The 16393-nt window shown below is 50.7% G+C and carries 18 protein-coding genes; 11 read left to right on the top strand and 7 right to left on the bottom strand.

Going from position 1 to position 16393, the window contains the following annotated elements; translation table 11 throughout:
- Positions 1–28: 28 nt before the first annotated feature.
- Both GRPL_RS07160 and GRPL_RS07165 read left to right on the top strand, forming a co-directional pair.
- Positions 29–946 (top strand): LysR family transcriptional regulator, encoded by a 918-nt coding sequence (locus tag GRPL_RS07160; protein ID WP_032700112.1) that lies wholly within the window; start codon positions 29–31, stop codon positions 944–946.
- Positions 947–1231: 285 nt separating this feature from the next.
- Positions 1232–1849 (top strand): LysE family translocator, encoded by a 618-nt coding sequence (locus GRPL_RS07165; protein WP_032695925.1) that lies wholly within the window; start codon positions 1232–1234, stop codon positions 1847–1849.
- 426 nt (positions 1850–2275) lie between these two features.
- Here the strand turns inward: GRPL_RS07165 and GRPL_RS07170 are convergent, their stop codons facing one another.
- The 3 genes from GRPL_RS07170 to GRPL_RS07180 form a co-directional block, all read right to left on the bottom strand.
- A complete protein-coding gene (locus GRPL_RS07170; protein WP_032700111.1) occupies positions 2276–3331 on the bottom strand; it encodes an alkene reductase in 1056 nt (351 codons plus the stop codon).
- Positions 3332–3609: 278 nt separating this feature from the next.
- Positions 3610–4362, bottom strand: coding sequence for a pirin family protein (locus GRPL_RS07175; protein ID WP_032700109.1), 753 nt, complete (start codon positions 4360–4362; stop codon positions 3610–3612).
- An 80-nt stretch (positions 4363–4442) separates the two neighbouring features.
- Positions 4443–5024: an isochorismatase family protein gene (locus GRPL_RS07180; protein ID WP_032700107.1), complete on the bottom strand. Its 582-nt coding sequence runs from the start codon at positions 5022–5024 to the stop codon at positions 4443–4445.
- Between the two features lie 159 nt (positions 5025–5183).
- Here GRPL_RS07180 and GRPL_RS07185 point away from each other — a divergent pair, with 159 nt between their 5' ends.
- Positions 5184–6071, top strand: coding sequence for a LysR family transcriptional regulator (locus GRPL_RS07185; RefSeq protein WP_032700105.1), 888 nt, complete (start codon positions 5184–5186; stop codon positions 6069–6071).
- A gap of 81 nt (positions 6072–6152) precedes the next feature.
- On the opposite strand, the gene GRPL_RS28305 is transcribed toward GRPL_RS07185, so the two are convergent.
- On the bottom strand, positions 6153–6473 hold the full coding sequence (locus GRPL_RS28305) for a hypothetical protein (protein ID WP_064385402.1): 321 nt from the start codon (positions 6471–6473) through the stop codon (positions 6153–6155).
- Between the two features lie 261 nt (positions 6474–6734).
- On the opposite strand from GRPL_RS28305, the gene GRPL_RS07190 reads away from it, so the two are divergent.
- On the top strand, positions 6735–7076 hold the full coding sequence (locus GRPL_RS07190) for a TonB family protein (protein ID WP_032700104.1): 342 nt from the start codon (positions 6735–6737) through the stop codon (positions 7074–7076).
- Positions 7077–7323: 247 nt separating this feature from the next.
- Entirely contained in the window at positions 7324–8385 is a 1062-nt protein-coding gene (locus GRPL_RS27070; protein WP_077267085.1) for an alpha/beta hydrolase family protein, read from the top strand.
- Here the strand turns inward: GRPL_RS27070 and GRPL_RS07195 are convergent.
- Entirely contained in the window at positions 8327–9418 is a 1092-nt protein-coding gene (locus GRPL_RS07195; RefSeq protein ID WP_228134582.1) for a helix-turn-helix domain-containing protein, read from the bottom strand. The genes GRPL_RS27070 and GRPL_RS07195 overlap by 59 nt on opposite strands.
- A 37-nt stretch (positions 9419–9455) precedes the next feature.
- Positions 9456–9908, bottom strand: a complete 453-nt coding sequence (locus GRPL_RS0125850) for a GNAT family N-acetyltransferase (RefSeq protein ID WP_102047545.1) — start codon at positions 9906–9908, stop codon at positions 9456–9458.
- A gap of 376 nt (positions 9909–10284) precedes the next feature.
- Here GRPL_RS0125850 and GRPL_RS07200 point away from each other — a divergent pair, with 376 nt between their 5' ends.
- The 4 genes from GRPL_RS07200 (at position 10285) to brnQ (ending at position 13363) form a co-directional block, all read left to right on the top strand.
- Complete coding sequence (locus GRPL_RS07200; RefSeq protein ID WP_032700102.1) at positions 10285–10647, top strand: RidA family protein; 363 nt, start codon at positions 10285–10287, stop codon at positions 10645–10647.
- A 13-nt stretch (positions 10648–10660) separates the two neighbouring features.
- Complete coding sequence (locus GRPL_RS07205; protein ID WP_032695935.1) at positions 10661–11317, top strand: helix-turn-helix transcriptional regulator; 657 nt, start codon at positions 10661–10663, stop codon at positions 11315–11317.
- Complete coding sequence (locus GRPL_RS07210; protein ID WP_032695936.1) at positions 11304–12110, top strand: PhzF family phenazine biosynthesis protein; 807 nt, start codon at positions 11304–11306, stop codon at positions 12108–12110. Before GRPL_RS07205 ends, GRPL_RS07210 begins: the two co-directional genes overlap by 14 nt.
- An 83-nt stretch (positions 12111–12193) precedes the next feature.
- Entirely contained in the window at positions 12194–13363 is a 1170-nt protein-coding gene (gene brnQ, locus GRPL_RS07215) for a branched-chain amino acid transport system II carrier protein (RefSeq protein WP_032695937.1), read from the top strand.
- Positions 13364–13519: 156 nt separating this feature from the next.
- Here brnQ and GRPL_RS07220 read toward each other — a convergent pair whose 3' ends face one another.
- The gene (locus tag GRPL_RS07220) at positions 13520–14431 is read right to left on the bottom strand and encodes a LysR family transcriptional regulator (protein ID WP_032700101.1); all 912 of its coding nucleotides are present in this window, start codon (positions 14429–14431) and stop codon (positions 13520–13522) included.
- Between the two features lie 100 nt (positions 14432–14531).
- On the opposite strand from GRPL_RS07220, the gene GRPL_RS07225 reads away from it, so the two are divergent.
- Positions 14532–15641 (top strand): alkene reductase, encoded by a 1110-nt coding sequence (locus GRPL_RS07225; protein WP_032700099.1) that lies wholly within the window; start codon positions 14532–14534, stop codon positions 15639–15641.
- 4 nt (positions 15642–15645) lie between these two features.
- Positions 15646–16365: an SDR family oxidoreductase gene (locus tag GRPL_RS07230; protein WP_032700097.1), complete on the top strand. Its 720-nt coding sequence runs from the start codon at positions 15646–15648 to the stop codon at positions 16363–16365.
- Positions 16366–16393 lie beyond the last annotated feature (28 nt).

Genomic DNA, 16393 nt, shown 5'->3' with positions numbered 1-16393 from the left:
CTTATTATTATCAAATATGGGATAGTTGATGCGTTCAGCGCTTGATTTTAATACACTGAAAGTGTTCATCGCGGTGGTTGAAAGAGAAAGTTTCGTTGGGGCAGCAAGAGTCCTTGCAATGCCGACATCAAACGTGAGTCGCTGTATTTCTCAGTTAGAAGAAAAACTGAATCTTCAGCTTATTGAGCGTAGCACCCGACATATGAAACTCACCCAGGCGGGGCACCTGCTCTATATCCGCGCGAAGCCATTACTGGAGGCGCTTGAGCAAACTGAGACCGAGCTAACGTTGCGGCAAATGCAGCTCAAGGGGCCACTACGCATCTGTATTCCCAATGAAATAGGTCCTGCATTGTTGGGTTCTGTTATTGCCGATTTCGCCTGTCAGTACCCGGACCTGGAGATCAGCTGTGTTACAAATTTGTCAGGCCTCGAATCCCTGAGAGATGATCTGGATTTAGCTATCATTATTACTCGTGGTCAGATGGATGACAGTGACTACATAGCCCGGCATCTGGTGACTATCCCTTGCACCATTGTTGCAGCCCCTTGCGTCATTCAGCGCTATGGCACCCCTTCTCATATTCGGCAATTTGAAGAATTACCCTGCATTACAACGGTAAGTGCGCTGAAAGGTGCCCCCTGGCAGTTTGTCAATATGAAGGGGGGATTCGAGACAATTAAGGTTAAAGGGCATTATCGGGTAAACAGCGGAGAGATGGCAGGACGCGCTGCGGTAGCAGGCGTGGGTTTTGCAATCCTATCGAAACAAGCCTGCCAACCCTACATTAGCGATGGACGGTTAATCGAGATTGAGTTTGAACAATCGCCAGCCCCATTGCAATTGTTCGCCCTTTATTCCGATCGGCGTTACTTGCCCGCTAAAACAAGAGCGCTCATTGACTTCATGCATCAGAAATTGAGCAATATCTCCTTAGCAACATAAGGCGGCATTGAGTCGCGACAGTGGGTCCCGTTGGTAAAATGAATTTCCAGCGCCTGTATTTCGCTGTGAGCTCAACGGCTCGATGCCACGCTATTGTTCAAGAAGAGGGGACGTTGCCATGAAACGAAAACCCACATTGACTACACGCCAGAACTAAACGCCATGTCCAGTCCGCTCTTTGCCAGAGGCGGAAGTTGCTGACGTTGTGCTATGGTGACAATTGGGAGCGATTCATGAGATGTGTGGTTCGACACTGGCTGACGTTTAGTATGAGGGAGAAGATGAATGACAAATGATTTGATTGCGCTTTCTGCGATTGGCGTTGCTATCCTTTTTGGCGCTATGAGCCCGGGAGTCAGCTTTCTTCTTGTTGCCCGCACGGCCATGTCCAGTTCAAGACGGACGGCGTTATCTGTGGCGGCCGGAATGGGTTTTGGTGCGCTTATTTTTGCCGCCATCGCGTTGGCGGGCCTTCACACCCTGCTGACATTGGTTCCATCGCTTTACACAGGCCTGAAGATTGCCGGTGGTTTATATCTGTTATGGCTTGCGTTAAAAATCTTTCGGCGTCCTGCAAACAAGTTTATCGATTCTGCCGTGACAGAGGAAGTCAGCGCCTCAAAAGCTTTTCTCACTGGCGTATTCACGCAAATTAGTAATCCGCATACCGCTCTGGTATTTGCCAGTATTTTTTCCGCCGCGCTTAGTAAAAACATTCAGCCTGCCATGTATATTATCCTGCCCTTAATGGCTTTCGCTATTGATGTACTCTGGTATGCAGTCGTAGCATGCGTATTATCAACGGACGGGCCGCGTCAGACTTACATTAAATACCGTAAGTTCATCGATAAATTAAGCGGGGGAGTCATGGCCTTTCTGGGAATACGGCTTCTGTTAAAGTAATTCAAACGATTACAAACTAGCCATGGATGTGCAACATTAAGGTCGGCCCCTCGCACAAAGCAGACAGTAAGTCCTACAGCTGTCCGCTTTGTGCCGTGAGTTCAACGGCCGGACTCGTCAATATTCGAGTGACTCATTGAGTGAGTATAAGTGTGGGTAACTGGAAACAGTTTAAGTAGTGGGGCTAATGAAGAGTCAGTAATACCATCACCCCGCAAGACAAGCGCGATATCGTTGGACGGTGATAGTAAAAAATATGCCTAAAGACATATCCTTTTTTATTGCCAACTGAAAACCACGCCCTGTGGGCGTGGTCATCATCTGGTTTTGGTTCTGTCTTATTGTGTTTGGCTTTCAATCTCCCACGACTGGCAGAGACTTCTTTTTAAGGGGCTTGCTACGCCCTTTCAGGGCATAATAAATTGACTACATTTTGGCATAATCAGTATATCCTTTGACACCACCGCCATAGTAGGTCGTCGGATCTGCGCTGTTCAACGACGCCTCTGTTTTCACCCGCTCTGGAAAGTCCGGGTTAGCCAGAATCATCTGGCCGTAAGATTCCAGTTCGGCAAGACCGGACTGGATATCATCACCGATGTTTTCTCTGCTTTTCCCGGGGCGATTCAGGATCAGCGGTTGCGTCCATAACGCCCGCAGTTCACTCAGCAGTTCCTCATTGCCCATGTGCATAATGTGCAGGTAGCTCAGTCCGAGCTTATTCAATTCAGCAACCAGGTAACGATAAAGCGCCGGGCCTTCCTCACCTTCATTAATACCCCAAATCTGGCTGCCCGGGGAAAGACGGATCGCGGTTTTGTCTGCACCAATCTCTTCTGCAATGGCTGCCGCCACCTCCAGCGCAAAACGGGCACGGTTCTCAATGGAGCCGCCATATTCATCGATGCGCTGGTTGGCGCTTGGTGCTAAAAACTGGTGTATCAGATAGGCATTAGCGCCGTGGATTTCCACGCCGTCGGCACCAGCCTCAACAGCACGCCGTGCCGCATAACGGAAATCAGCAACCGTGCTGCGGATTTCTTCCGTTGTCAGTTCGCGTGGCACCGGAATATCCTGCATGCCGGTTGCAGTAAACATCTGTACGCCGGGGGCAATAGCGGAAGGCGCCACGCCCTGACGATGGTGCGGCGTATTGTCAGGATGGTTCATGCGGCCGGTATGCATAAGCTGGATGAACAGATGACCGCCCTTATTGTGAACGGCTGACGCGATTTGTTTCCAGCCCGCCACGTGTGCGTCGGTGTAAATACCGGGCGTCATTAAGTAACCCTGTCCGTCATCGCTGGGCTGCGTCCCTTCTGCAACGATAAGGCCCACCCCGGCGCGCTGTGCGTAGTATTCAACTGCAATGTCAGCCGGCGTACCGTCATATTCAGCACGGCTACGGGTCATGGGGGCCATCACCAGACGGTTATTCAGCGTTAACTGCCCGAGTTTGAACGGGGTAAATATTTTATCCATTTTTCTTTTCCTGTAGTCTGATAAAAAGTCAGGTCGGTAAAACAGCGCGGTATTAATAAAGAACAAAAAATTAATGCAGGTGTTCAGTATGCTGACTGGATACATAAAAATTTCAGTAATACATGATGTTTTTAATATTGAATTAAAATTAAAAAGTAATATCCGGATTCCGGGTGATAAACATCACTCAACGTCGGTGAGTGAAAAATTCAAAGTGCTGTATTCTGCTTGTCAATTGAAAAGAATGACTGAGCTGCTGTGAAATTTTATAAATACCTTTACCGGTGCGGGCGTATATTGCCACTGAACATACCGCCACGGAATACTTTTGCCGCGGGATCAGTGGTGAAGAGCACCAGATTAGTGGTATCCAACGCGATGACGGTGTGAACGTCGCCGTCTTCGATAATCATGCTCTCACCAGTATTTAGGGCGATTTCACCAACCCGGGCTGCGCCCTCAAAGACATATAACAGGCGCACCGCGCTACTGACCGGAACCGCCGGCAGCGTCAGCTCGCTGCCTTCAGCAAGCCGCGCGTCCTGTACCCACGTCTGAGAACGAAAAGTTAACGGTGCGTTTTCAGGGCCGGCAATCAGCCGCCAGTTATTGTCACTGTAAGGCGTGCCGAAATCATGAAACTGAACCTGAGGTGTCAGGTTGGTTTCTGAGGGGCGAATGAAAATCTGCAGACACTGCATTGATTCACCTTTTTCACCCAGAATGCGTTCCTCATGCTGGAAGGTATGTCCGGCGTTCATGAGCATCAGTCGGGTATCTGTAATCTCTTCCTCATTACCGACCGTGTCCAGATGCAGCATTCTGCCTTTACGCATGTAAGTGAGAATTTCATCATCCTTATGAGGATGCATGGGAATGACCGTTCCCGCTTTTACGTTTGCCTGGTCAATACGGCCAATTGCCCCAATACCACTGTCATCTGAATTCTGTACCATTCCCGGCCAGAGGATATCGATACCGAACCCGCCAGAGCCATGCGATTGTTTTCTGCTGTTTTCAATTTTAAGCATTGTTGTGATTCTCTTATCCGGGAAGTCAGACCCGCACGGAAGGCGTAAAGCGCTGCCGCACGAGGCTGCTGGCTTATTCATTACTGAAAGGATTCCATTAATACCTGGACTAATTTCTCCCCCTGAGGTGTTGCCCAGCTTCCTGCCAGCTCAGCAATTAGCTGGTTAGTTGTCGTCAGGGTAATGCCATTTTTGTCCATACGGCGTAGCGCAATGTCATCAGCCATTTTGGTTGGTGAGGCACCGGCGTCCGCAACAACCTGTACGTCAAACCCGGCTGCAACCAGCGACAGCGCCGGGTAGACCGTACAGACATCGTTAGTTACGCCTGCAATAATCAGTTTCTTTCTGCCGGTAGCGTTAACCGCGGCGGCAAAGTTCTCATCGTCCATGGCATTAACAATGCCCATGCGTTTGATTCGTGCTTCAAATTCTTCTGGCAGAATAGTTTTCAGTTCTGCAAGCAGCGGCCCCTGCGCATATTCTTCCATGCTTGAGGTAAGAACCACCGGCATATCCAGAATGGCGGCAGATTTAGCCAGCATTAGCGCATTGCGTTTAAGTTCGTCAAACGCCATGGATTTAGCCCAGCCCATGGTGCCGACCTGATGGTCAATCAACAGCATGGCGGCATTGTCAGAGGTGAATTTTTCAAAGCTCATAAAATTAATCCTGTGGGTTTTGGTTAACTGACTGACGTATATAGTATTTGTCAGGGGTTATGCAGGTTTTCCCCTGCGAATATTTAAAGTATATCCTGTTAATTTTTGGGATAAATAGCTAAAATCAGAATTGAATATTCCATTCATGGCACAATAAACATGGAACTTCTTAACCACATGTCCTACTTTGTCGAAGTTGTCAAAGCGCGCAGTTTTCGTGGCGCAGCTCAGGCTCTGGGCATGCCAAATTCCACGCTGTCGCGTAAAATAAATGAGCTTGAAAAGTTTATCGGCCTCAGGCTGTTACACCGGACGACGCGCAAGATTGAACTGACCGAAGCCGGTCAGATTTATTACGAACGAAGCCGGCGCATCATTGATGAAGCACGTCTGGCGCATGAGCAGCTGGGTTCTCTCCTGGCTCAGCCGCAGGGTATGCTGCGAGTCTCTTTGCCGGCCGATTTTGCGGTGGTGATTCTCGCGCCGCTGATTAAAGCGTTCTCGGACTGCTATCCGGGTATCAGCTTCGATTTTGATTTAACGCCGAGAAATGTTGATTTGGTGTCGGAGCCCTATGATCTGGCAGTTCGCATGGGGAGTCTGCCCGATTCCGGCCTCATTGCACGCAAGCTCGGGTCGCTTTCACGCAGCCTTTACGCATCCCCCGACTATTTAGTTCAGAATGGCAATCCCGGTAACCCTGATGAGCTGACGGATCATGAATGTATTGGTATGCGGCAGGATAAGCCCGGTCACTGGCACTTATATCGCGAAGAAAGCCGGATTAGCATCAGAACTTCCGGGCGCTTTCAGATGAACAGCATTGGTATGATGCGTCGTTTTGCCTCAATGGGAGCAGGTATTGCGATTTTGCCTGACAAAATTGTCGGGGAAGACGTTGCGGATAATAAACTGACCCGGGTATTGCCTGACTGGAAGGCTGAAGCGGTCACGGTTTATGCTCTGACTGAAACGCGACTGCTCCCTGCGAAAACGCAGGTTTTTATTGAGTTTATGCGTGAGAAGCTGAGCGAGAAGGCGGACTGACGCGCGTTGTGTTGCTCCCGGTCATACTCGTTACAGTGGGTGATTTACCGCTGATTGAACCCACCATCATCGCTTTTGCATTCAGCTTGACCTGGAAGCAGACCAAACCGATCTGCCAGAGCCGATATCGCTGGCAGATCGGTTTCGCAGCCTGAGCCAGACCTTTTTCAGCAGAACTGAATGTTGTTGTAACAAGGGCAGGTACAGGAAGTTCCAGCCTGGACCAAAGAAGATAAGCGCGCCAGCAAAGGAGTAAAAGCCAGTGCCGGTGAGAGCCAGACCCATGTGACAAACATACAGCACGATCCCCGCACCGATCGGATCCTGAAGAATCCCATTGGCTTCATTTTCAAAGAGTAAGGGTAAGTGTGGCGCTATCTCATTTGCTGCGGTATCAGTCATGCAAAGAGTTCTTCGCAATTTTTTTAAGCCTGATGTTAGCAGCGAAACGGATAGCGGTATGGGGTGAAGAACAATATGACTGATGAGTCAGCAGCAAATCCTGCAGGCCGCCCTTAAAAGCAAGGCGAATTGCGTCGATACAGCTATGCAGGCGCTGACTATCTCGCTGCCTCTTTGTTCCATCTTCATTGGGTTGTTTGGCTGTGTACTTAACCATTAAGGATATCTATCATATGGTTAATTTTAAGACATGGACGCTTTATGAAATCTATCAGACTCCTCACTCTCATCCTGCCATTTCTTCTGGCTGTCTGCTTTGGTACACAGGCCAGCGACAGCACACCCTCTGGCAGCACTTCCTCTGCAATTACAGCTATCACCACTCACGATAAGAACGGAAAGCTACTGCCGGGTGCCCTGCGGATACAGTTTGATGTTGATGCAAACGGAAGAGTTCAGAATACACAAATCCTTGAATCGACAACTACTCCGGAGTTTGAACATAAAGTCATCAGTATCATGAAAAATGAATGGCGCTATGAAAAAGGGAAACCGGGAAAAGATCACAGAATAGTGGTCATGATTCGCCCCACCAGACGCTAGCACCTGTTGCTGACAACATAACCCGTCCAGGAAAACGTCCGCATCCCCAAGACGGATATCTCAATTTAGCGACTACATAGCAACTACGCTTAATGCATAGGGAGTGACACTCAGACACTCTGATGTAAGAGATGTACATGTAAAATGCTGTAAAAAAACAAATTCACGACCTCAATCGTGTTCCAGGACGCCCGGATACCGAACCTGATATATACAAGTTGCACAAATTCATCTCCACAGGAATATTATGATGTGCATACGCGTTTTTTGTTTATTGTCTGTCTTCTTTTACTTTTACGGCATACAAGTACAGGCATCTCCAGGCTTTCGTCAGATAAAGTTATCAGACCCAAAGTCGGAAACTCTAAATGTGACGGTGTGGTATCCAGCCTCTTCTGAGGGAAGAGCAGTGAATACAGGAAGTAATCCCGCTTTTGTTGGCGTTATGGTGAACCCCGATGCGCCACCATTACCTGGAGCACATCCTCTCCTGGTTATTTCGCACGGATACAATGGCAACTGGCGGAATCTGTCCTGGATTGCTGCGGCGATGGCCGCAGAGGGATATATTGTTGCCGCCCCGGATCATCCAGGCACGACTACATTTGATCAGAATCCTCCAGAGGCTAAAAAGCTGTGGCGACGTCCGCACGATATTTCCCGGGTTATTGATTTCGTCATCGACTCCCCGGCACTTTTCGGGGCAACGGACAAGGAGCGTATTGCGGCTTTAGGGCATTCTCTGGGCGGATGGACAGTCATGTCGCTAGCGGGTGCGCGATTTAACCCTTCCTTGTTTATCAACGATTGTCAAAACCATCCCAAACGCGGCGACTGCCGGTTAACAGAAAAGCTGGGCATTAATGACGCGCTTTCCGTGGAAAAAATATCCGCAAATAACAGGGATGCAAGGATCCGGGCTGTCGTCTCTCTTGACTCAGGATTAGCGCCGGGGTTTACCCCTCAGAGTCTGAATGCTATTAACATTCCAGTCCTGATTTTAGCCGCACAGGCGGACAGATTGGCAGAATTACCTGCAGGACAGGAGTCTGGGTATCTGGCTGCCAAAATGAACCCAGGCTGGAGGCAATATGAGATCGTCGAAGGCGCAACACATTTCAGTTTCATGCAGCTTTGTAAACCCGGTGCTGAAAATCTCCTGAACGAAGAATCACCTGGCGATGAAGTTGTTTGCCAGGATGGCCCCCATGCAAAGAGATCGAGTATTCATCAAAATCTGGTTCGTAAGATCAGTGAGTTCCTGAATTCTTCGCTTGATTACACTGCATCTTCTGCCGGAACAAAGTAGGTGACACACCACAAACGCGCAGAAATTCACGATTAAAATTTGATTTAGTGGTGAATCCCGACTCCAACATTATATCCGTCACGGGCAGCAGGGGGTTTAACAGCAGCTCCTTTGCCCGTTCAATCCTGAAGCCATTGATCCACTGCGATACATTGCACTGACTCACAGAATTCACGGCGCTTGAAAGATGTCGCGCGGGTATGCCTGTTTTTCTGGCCAGAATACTCAGCGTCAGATCGGGATTAAGATAAATCTGTGTTTCACGGACTTGTTTCTCGAGTCTGCGATAAATCGCCTCAAACTCTCCTGAGGATCTCACAACACTTTCGGGGGGCGTTTCTTCCCGGTTATCATTTCCTGATACCGTTGTCCTTCCCGCGCTGACAATCGCCGCGGCGATGAGAGGAAGCAGCGCCATCTGGAAAATGACAATCATACCCGGGGCCTGTTTTCCACCGGTGATGTTGAAGTCAAATATAATCGCAAGATCTGTCAGCGCAGATAGACACAGAAAGCTGCCGGCGAAAAAAGCCATCTTTACCGTATGTGCTGACTCCGCCAGTCGGTTCAGCGTGAAGTGATGCTCCCCCTGCCATGCAATACGAAAGAGACCATATCCGTATCCCATAAACAGGATAAACAGGATGAAATCAGTCGCAACCGGCCAAACTATCCTGATCAAAAATGCAATGGTCGGGGGTAAAAGCAGCACTAGCCAGCGACGTTGCTTACTGGTTTCAGTCATTGAGATGAAACTATGCCATGCGAGAGGGGGCAGAAGTATTGCCAGGACGGATTGAATATTCCTGAGCATGGATGACTCGTATTCCCAGCGCAGCGTGCTTACAGAAAGAAGGACTGTGCAGGCGATAAGAAAACGCAGGGTACCGCTGTGGCGATTTTTTTCAGGAAATAGCGCAACGACTATTAAAAACAATAGTGCAAACAAAGTAATAACAGGGAAGGGAACAGAAAACATAACCACAGTACCATCATAAAAATTCACGAGGAATATTTGCACCCATGAAGGCAATCTGTCTCCTTCAACCATAAGCGGACATAGGACGCCATTAATGCAATGCCTTTGAGAAACAAACGGCCTCTTTCCTGCCTATGTAGGGACCATAATTTTCAATACGGACATATCCATTTTTTTCGTAAAAACGGACAGCCTTATGATTGATGAGCCGGGTTTCTAGCCAGAGTTCGCTGTATCCCATCTCCCTTGCCGATGTTTCCAGAAAACGGAGTAAAGCATGGCCAACACCAGGCTCGCTTCGGTCTGAAAACATCCTCTTAAGCTCAGCTATATGTTGTGTTACTGGCCTGATAGCGCCACATCCTATCGCATTGCCACGAGTATTCCTTGCCAGGACCCATAATGAATTGTCGCCATTTATTGCGTCAATGGCAAAATGGCTTTTGCCATTATCACCGGTAATAGCGGCAAGTTCTGATGACAGCATTTCGATTAACCGATGAGATTCTGCATCTAACGGGTCTGCTTTCTCTACTATTATCATGGTCATACCCTGTACAGGAGTTTGGCACAGCATAAAGGATTTTGACGGCAAAAGCTGCAGTCCCACTCCAGCGACTTAACATCCGGGAGCGAAATCTCCCGTTGCGGCAACGTCTGATCTGCCCCTCGCTCAGAGCGCACCTTCCACTCAGTTAACTCGTCCGCTTCGTGCCAGAGGCGGGCATGCCCGGACTTAGAGTACTCAAACAGGGTTCAGGGCATGTCCAGTCCCGTCAACAAAATATCTGTCGATGCTCAGCGAGGGGAGATAAATGACCGTGATAAAATCAACAAATGTTTAAAATGATAATTTTGTTTAATTGCAAATGAAGTCATGCTACCGTGCTACTCAACTTTCTTTAGGGCAAATCTGACACATGTCTATCGTACGCTACCCCACGACCAAACCGTTTCCCTTTTCAGACGCCGTGAGGGTGAACGGGTTTGTTTTTCTTTCCGGGCACGTCGCCATGAGCCCCGAAGGTGAGCCGTTGTATGGCTCTGTCGCCCAGCAGACCCGGCATATCATGCATGCCATCCGGGAAACTCTGGCGCGAGCGCATACCACGCTGAACAACATTGTGAAAGTCCAGGTTTGGCTAAGCAGCATGGAGCACTTTAGCGAATTCAATGCCGCTTACAGCGCGTTCTTCCCGGAAGGTTTCCCCGCAAGGAGCGTTGTCACCAGCCGCCTTGCTTTTGATTTAGACGTCGAAATAGAAGTCCAGGCCGTAGTCTGATGGGGAGAGCAAAATGAAAGACGAACGTGAACGTTTAATCACTATTCTGACGGCTTCGCTTGAAGCATTGAGAACCACGCTTCCCTTAAACACAGAAGCGGTGCTGCATGACCTTACCCGTCCCGAAGCGTCCGTGATAAACATCATTAATGGACACGTCAGCGGCAGGAAAGCCGGTGATGCGCTGTTGTCCGGCCCGGAAAATGACACGGGATTCTTAGGCTTACTGGATGCCTCGAAGCGTGTTCCCAGTCAGGTATTCAGTGGATATACCACCACCACACTCTCTGGCACCACGTTGAATAGCGCATCGACGATTTATTACAGCGATGACGGCGTGCCGTTAGTCGCTTTCTGCATTAACGTCGATATGGACGTGGTGTTAAAACTCAAACGCGATCTGGACTATTTACTCCATCCGGCCGCCGCGGCTGAAACACCAGAAAATCCGCTGGGTGATATTCAGGATAAATCCCTGGATGAGGTTATTTCGAAATTCAGACCTACGGGTTCAGAAAGTAAAATCGATTTCAGAAAGCGGGTTATTTCTGAAATACATGCTCAGGGCTTTTTCAAGATTAAAGGCAGCGTTAATCACGTCGCTAAAGCGCTGGGTGTCACCCGGTACACCGTTTACAACTATCTGGATAAATTAAATGACAAAGCCTGACACCGCAGTAATTCCTTTTTATCAGGTTGATGCTTTCACCACTCAACCTTTTGGCGGCAACCCGGCGGGCGTTTGCCCGTTAACTGAGTGGCTGCCTGATGATGTTCTGCAAGCCATCGCCACGGAGAATAATCTTTCTGAAACCGCTTTTTTTGTGCCGGTCGAGGAGGGGTATCAACTGCGCTGGTGTACGCCTGCGGTTGAAGTGGATTTGTGCGGTCATGCCACTCTCGCAGCATCCTGGGTGCTGTTCAACAAGCTTGGTTACCAACAAGAGACTATCGGCTTCCACACCCGTAGCGGCCTGTTGACGGTGAGTAAGAACGGGGATGAGCTGTGCATGGACTTCCCGGCTAAATCGGCCACGAAGATTGATACGCCTGATGGACTTCTGGAAGCCCTTGGCATTACCGGCGGCGTTACAGGGGTGTGGAAATCGGACGATCTGATTGTACTGGTCGATGACAAAACTATCATCGACGGGCTTAATCCTGACTTCAACAAGCTGGCTGTATTCGACACCCGTGGCGTGATCGTGACCGCCGCTGATAACCAGTTTGATTTTGTGTCCCGTTGGTTCGGCCCGCAGGTCGGCGTGAACGAAGATCCGGTCACGGGATCGGCACACACCTTCCTCGCCCCGTTCTGGGCGGCGCGTACGGGGAAAAATGTTCTGACCGCTCAACAAGGCGGGAAGCGTAAAGGGGCGTTGCGCTGTGTGGTTCGCGATGACGGGCGCGTGGAACTGCACGGTTTCGCACGCATGACCATCGAAGGGATATTCCAGTTGTAATGACGATGTATGACCGGAACGGTGACCGGGCAGATAATGACCACACCTTCCAGAGTATGATATTTATATAATAAGAGTTAATAATGACAGCAAACACCAGACTTTCATTGCCAGAGACAATGGCTCTTGGCGGGATGACACTTGCGCTTTTTTTGGGCGCAGGCAATATTATTTTCCCGCCGCTGGTCGGCATGCAGGCGGGCGCAAACGCCTTTAATGCAGGCTTTGGCTTTATTATCACAGCGGTTTTATTCCCGGCGCTGGCGATTATTTCCCTTGCCATTAATGGCGGTGATATTGCGGAATTAACGAAACCCTTAGGCAAATGGCCGGGCTTGATTTTTATTGGCATTTGCTTTTTAACGCTGGGGGTGTTCTTTGGCACGCCGCGCACCGCGACGATTAGCTACGAAGTCATCACCGACGGCACGGGTAGCTCCCTGATGCAGAAGATGATATTTTCCGCCGCTTTCTTTGGCCTTGCTGGCGCGACGCTGGCAAAACCGGGAAAACTACTGGAAATTGTCGGTTTCTTCCTTTCGCCGATTAAAATAAGTGCCCTGATTTTTATCGGCGTGTGTGCCTGGTTACACCCTATTGGCGAACTCACAACAGCAACAGCCGCGTATGAAACTCGCGCGTTCGGTACAGGATTCGTCAACGGTTATCAGACCCTGGATGTGATCAGTGCGCTATGCTTCGGCGCCATTATCACTCATACGCTCAAGGAGCGGGGGGTCAACCATCCGCGGGGTATCTTCACTCATTCCACCGCCGCAGCCTTTATCGCTGCCGCGGGTCTGGCTGTGATTTATATCTGCTATCTGTCGATGGGGTCCCATAGTCCGGTGCAGGGCGCAATGAACGGTATGCAGGTGATGAGCGCCTATGTCGAAACTGTTTTTGGCGTTTATGGTCAGGTGCTGTTGGCGGCGATCATTACCCTGGCCTGTCTGGTCACGGCTATTGGTCTGACGACCGGAACGGCGCGCTATTTCAACCAGACGACCGGCGCGTCTTATGGGCTGCTGGTGACGCTATCCCTGATGGTGTCAGCAGCACTTGCCGTGCTGGGACTGAACTCTCTCACCGAAATGGCGGTTCCCGTGCTGTGCGCCATTTATCCTGCTGCGCTGGTCGTGGTTGCGCTGGGCATCGTTCGAAAATGGATAGAAGTGCCGACTAATCTGTATCAGTTGCTTTTCTATAGCGCCCTGGGAGTGGGGATAATGAGTCTGTTCGTAAAATCCTAAATGAACAGCCGCGACTTCGGAAGTTGTCCTTCAGTTAGCACGTGAACTTCAGCTTCCGCTCCTCGCTCATAGCGGATCTTATGGCCTTGCTTTCTCTGCGCTTCGAGCCAGGTAACGTAACGGTGAATTAAAATACGGGGAGCAGGCCGTCGATTTCTACTCATTTTCCAGCCAGTCGATAAAGAACTGGGTGAAGGCGGTAACCGGCAGCGGCTGCAGCCGTCGCTGCGGGTAGACAAATTGCAGCCCGACATTTTTTTTATCAAGGCGGCTAAACCCAATAAAACTTTCAGCAAACAACAGTTGCAGTCTGCCTTGCTCCACATCACGCTTTACATCCCACCATGACTTACTGGCAATACCCGCATCCGCCAGCACCCACTGGCGGAGTAGCGCGCCATCGTCGCATACCATGGCTGGGGTAAAGCGCAATGTGCTCTGTTTACCGTCGTGCTCAAAACGCCATTCGTTCATGACCCTTCCGCGCAGTTCCAGCGCCAGGCATCGGTGGTTGTGTAAATCATCAATGGAACCTGGTGTGCCTGCCGCCCGGAGATAGTGGGCTGAGGCGACCAGAACCCTATGATTCGGGCGGATATTTCTGACGACCAGGCTGCTGTCGGGCAGGTTTCCGAAACGAATGCTCATGTCCAGACGATTGGCTACCAGATCTTTGACGCTTTCGCCCAGGTATACCGAGCTTTTCACTGCCGGATGCAGCCGGGAAAAATCGAGCAGGGCCGGGCTGAGATACTGTCGGCCAAAATCGGAGGGGGCCGAAATGCGGATATTACCGCTGAGCACCCCTTCTTTTTGCGTAAGTAGCGACTCAGCATGGTTCATTTCATCCAGTACGCGCAGTGCAGCGTGATAGAACTCCTCACCGGCACGAGTCATGGTAATGGCGCGAGTGGAGCGGTGGAATAGACGGGTCTGATAACGCTCTTCAATCGCCTTCAGCCTGGCGGTCATGGTGGCCGGCGAGAGTCCCATATGGCGACCAGCGGCTGAAAGCCCGCCTGCCTCCACCACTGCAACCAGCAGAGCCATATCTTCAAGCTTTCCCATTATTCAGTAATCCTGAAAAGACAATCATATTTTAATGCCATTATCAAAATATCTCTCACCACGTAAAGTATTTTCAACAATTCATTACGGGGGATAGAAAATGGAAAATCGTACACTTTTTGATAGCTACCAGCTGAAGACTCTCAGCCTGAAAAACCGGATCGTGATGGCGCCAATGACCCGGGCGCGGGCGTTACAGCCGGGAAACGTGCCTTCAGCACTTATGGCGGCGTACTACCAGCAGCGCGCCAGCGCGGGTTTGATCATTACGGAAGCTACGCAGATTTCACCTCAGGGGCAGGGGTACTCCTGGACACCCGGTCTGCACTCCGCTGAACAGGTTGCAGGATGGCGGCTGAGCACAGAAGCCGTTCACCACGCAGGAGGCATTATCTTTTCCCAGCTCTGGCATGTTGGGCGCATGTCATATGCGGGTTTCCATGCAGATGGCAAACCTGTCGCGCCCTCTGCGCTCGCGCCGGATGCTCAGGTATGGGTTGTTGATGAGCAGGGGGAAGGACATATGGTCGACTGTCCGGAGCCGCGGGCACTTGAGCATGCCGATATTCAGCAGATAATTGCTGATTACCGGCAGGCCGCGTTAAACGCCATCAGCGCCGGTTTTGATGGTATTGAGGTGCACGGCGGTAACGGTTATCTGATCGATCAGTTTCTTCGCCGGACATCGAACCAACGTACCGATGAGTATGGCGGCAGCCTGGCTAACCGGATCCGTTTTGCGCAGGAGGTGCTGGAAGCCATCAGCGACGCCATCGGCGCGACGCGCACGGGCATACGCCTTTCCCCGTTCATCACCCAGCGCGGAATGAACGACCCGCAGGTGATTGACGCGATCCTCGCGCTGGCTGCATGGTGCGAAAAGAAAGGTATCGCTTATATCCATCTGGCAGAGGCTGACTGGGACGATGCGCCTCAGGTTCCTGCTGATTTTCGTGAAGCATTACGCGCCACCTTTAGCGGCACTCTCATTGTCGCCGGAAATTATACCCAGGACAAAGTGGACAAACTACTGAAGGCGGGGCTGGCCGACCTGTTTGCCTTTGGCCGCCCGTTCATTGCCAACCCTGACCTGCCGTACCGGCTCAGGAATAACCTTCCATTAACGACGGTAAGCAATCCCGCCACGCTTTTTGGCGGAAGCAGCGCAGGCTATACCGATTATCCGTGCTACAAAACCGACGAGGCATAAAGTGATGGTGAAAAAAACATTAATCATTGGCGGGACTTCCGGCATTGGCTTTGCTGTGGCTAGTGCTCTGGCTGAACAGGGAGAAAGCCTGATCCTTGCCGGACGGGACAGTGAAAAGCTGGCGCGGGCCAGACAGTTACTGAGCCAGAAAAGCGCATCTGTGGATACTGTCGTCCTTGATATCAGCAAAGAGGAGGAGGTGATTCAGCTTAGCCAGACGCTCGGAGAGGTAGATAACGTTATTGTGACGGCGGGATCGCAGGCACCCGGCGGGGCGCTCGCTTCACTGAATCTTAACGAGGCCCGACTGGCTTTCGATACCAAATTCTGGGGCAGTATCCATGTCGCGAGGCATCTGAGTAAAAATATTAAGGCCCGGGGTACCCTGACGCTGACCAGCGGCTTTGTTTCCCGCCGCACTGTCGCGGGCGCTATCGTCAAGACCACCATGAACGCGGCCCTGGAGTCAGCCGTTAAGGTGCTGGCGAAGGAGCTTTCTCCGCTGCGGGTCAACGCGGTGAGTCCGGGGCTGACGGATACCGAGGCCTACGCAGGCATGGATCCCGCTGCCCGCGAAAAATTGCTTGCGTCTGCCGCTGAAAATTTGCCGGCAAAAGCCTTCGGGCGGGCAGAGGACATCGCAAAAGGCTATCTGTTCGTGATGGACAATCCCTTTGTCACCGGAACCCTGCTGGATATCGAAGGCGGCGCGCTGATTCACTAATCCTCACGTTTTACCCGCAAGCGGTTGA

This window comes from Klebsiella planticola ATCC 33531 (assembly GCF_000735435.1).
Taxonomy (GTDB): Bacteria; Pseudomonadota; Gammaproteobacteria; order Enterobacterales; family Enterobacteriaceae; genus Klebsiella; species Klebsiella planticola.
Note: the sequence above shows the minus strand (reverse complement) of the source record. Positions and strands in the feature narration are given on the sequence as shown.

Bases quoted from the DNA above. Each gene is read 5' to 3' on its own strand.
- GRPL_RS07160 (WP_032700112.1), top strand. From the start codon at position 29: ATGCGTTCAGCGCTTGATTTTAATACACTGAAAGTGTTCATCGCGGTG.
- GRPL_RS07200 (WP_032700102.1), top strand. From the start codon at position 10,285: ATGTCTATCGTACGCTACCCCACGACCAAACCGTTTCCCTTTTCAGAC.
- GRPL_RS07170 (WP_032700111.1), bottom strand. From the start codon at position 3,331: ATGGATAAAATATTTACCCCGTTCAAACTCGGGCAGTTAACGCTGAAT.
- GRPL_RS07205 (WP_032695935.1), top strand. From the start codon at position 10,661: ATGAAAGACGAACGTGAACGTTTAATCACTATTCTGACGGCTTCGCTT.
- GRPL_RS07230 (WP_032700097.1), top strand. From the start codon at position 15,646: ATGGTGAAAAAAACATTAATCATTGGCGGGACTTCCGGCATTGGCTTT.
- GRPL_RS07175 (WP_032700109.1), bottom strand. From the start codon at position 4,362: ATGCTTAAAATTGAAAACAGCAGAAAACAATCGCATGGCTCTGGCGGG.
- GRPL_RS07190 (WP_032700104.1), top strand. From the start codon at position 6,735: ATGAAATCTATCAGACTCCTCACTCTCATCCTGCCATTTCTTCTGGCT.
- GRPL_RS07225 (WP_032700099.1), top strand. From the start codon at position 14,532: ATGGAAAATCGTACACTTTTTGATAGCTACCAGCTGAAGACTCTCAGC.
- GRPL_RS07210 (WP_032695936.1), top strand. From the start codon at position 11,304: ATGACAAAGCCTGACACCGCAGTAATTCCTTTTTATCAGGTTGATGCT.
- GRPL_RS28305 (WP_064385402.1), bottom strand. From the start codon at position 6,473: ATGACTGATACCGCAGCAAATGAGATAGCGCCACACTTACCCTTACTC.
- GRPL_RS27070 (WP_077267085.1), top strand. From the start codon at position 7,324: ATGATGTGCATACGCGTTTTTTGTTTATTGTCTGTCTTCTTTTACTTT.
- brnQ (WP_032695937.1), top strand. From the start codon at position 12,194: ATGACAGCAAACACCAGACTTTCATTGCCAGAGACAATGGCTCTTGGC.
- GRPL_RS07180 (WP_032700107.1), bottom strand. From the start codon at position 5,024: ATGAGCTTTGAAAAATTCACCTCTGACAATGCCGCCATGCTGTTGATT.
- GRPL_RS0125850 (WP_102047545.1), bottom strand. From the start codon at position 9,908: ATGATAATAGTAGAGAAAGCAGACCCGTTAGATGCAGAATCTCATCGG.
- GRPL_RS07220 (WP_032700101.1), bottom strand. From the start codon at position 14,431: ATGGGAAAGCTTGAAGATATGGCTCTGCTGGTTGCAGTGGTGGAGGCA.
- GRPL_RS07165 (WP_032695925.1), top strand. From the start codon at position 1,232: ATGACAAATGATTTGATTGCGCTTTCTGCGATTGGCGTTGCTATCCTT.
- GRPL_RS07185 (WP_032700105.1), top strand. From the start codon at position 5,184: ATGGAACTTCTTAACCACATGTCCTACTTTGTCGAAGTTGTCAAAGCG.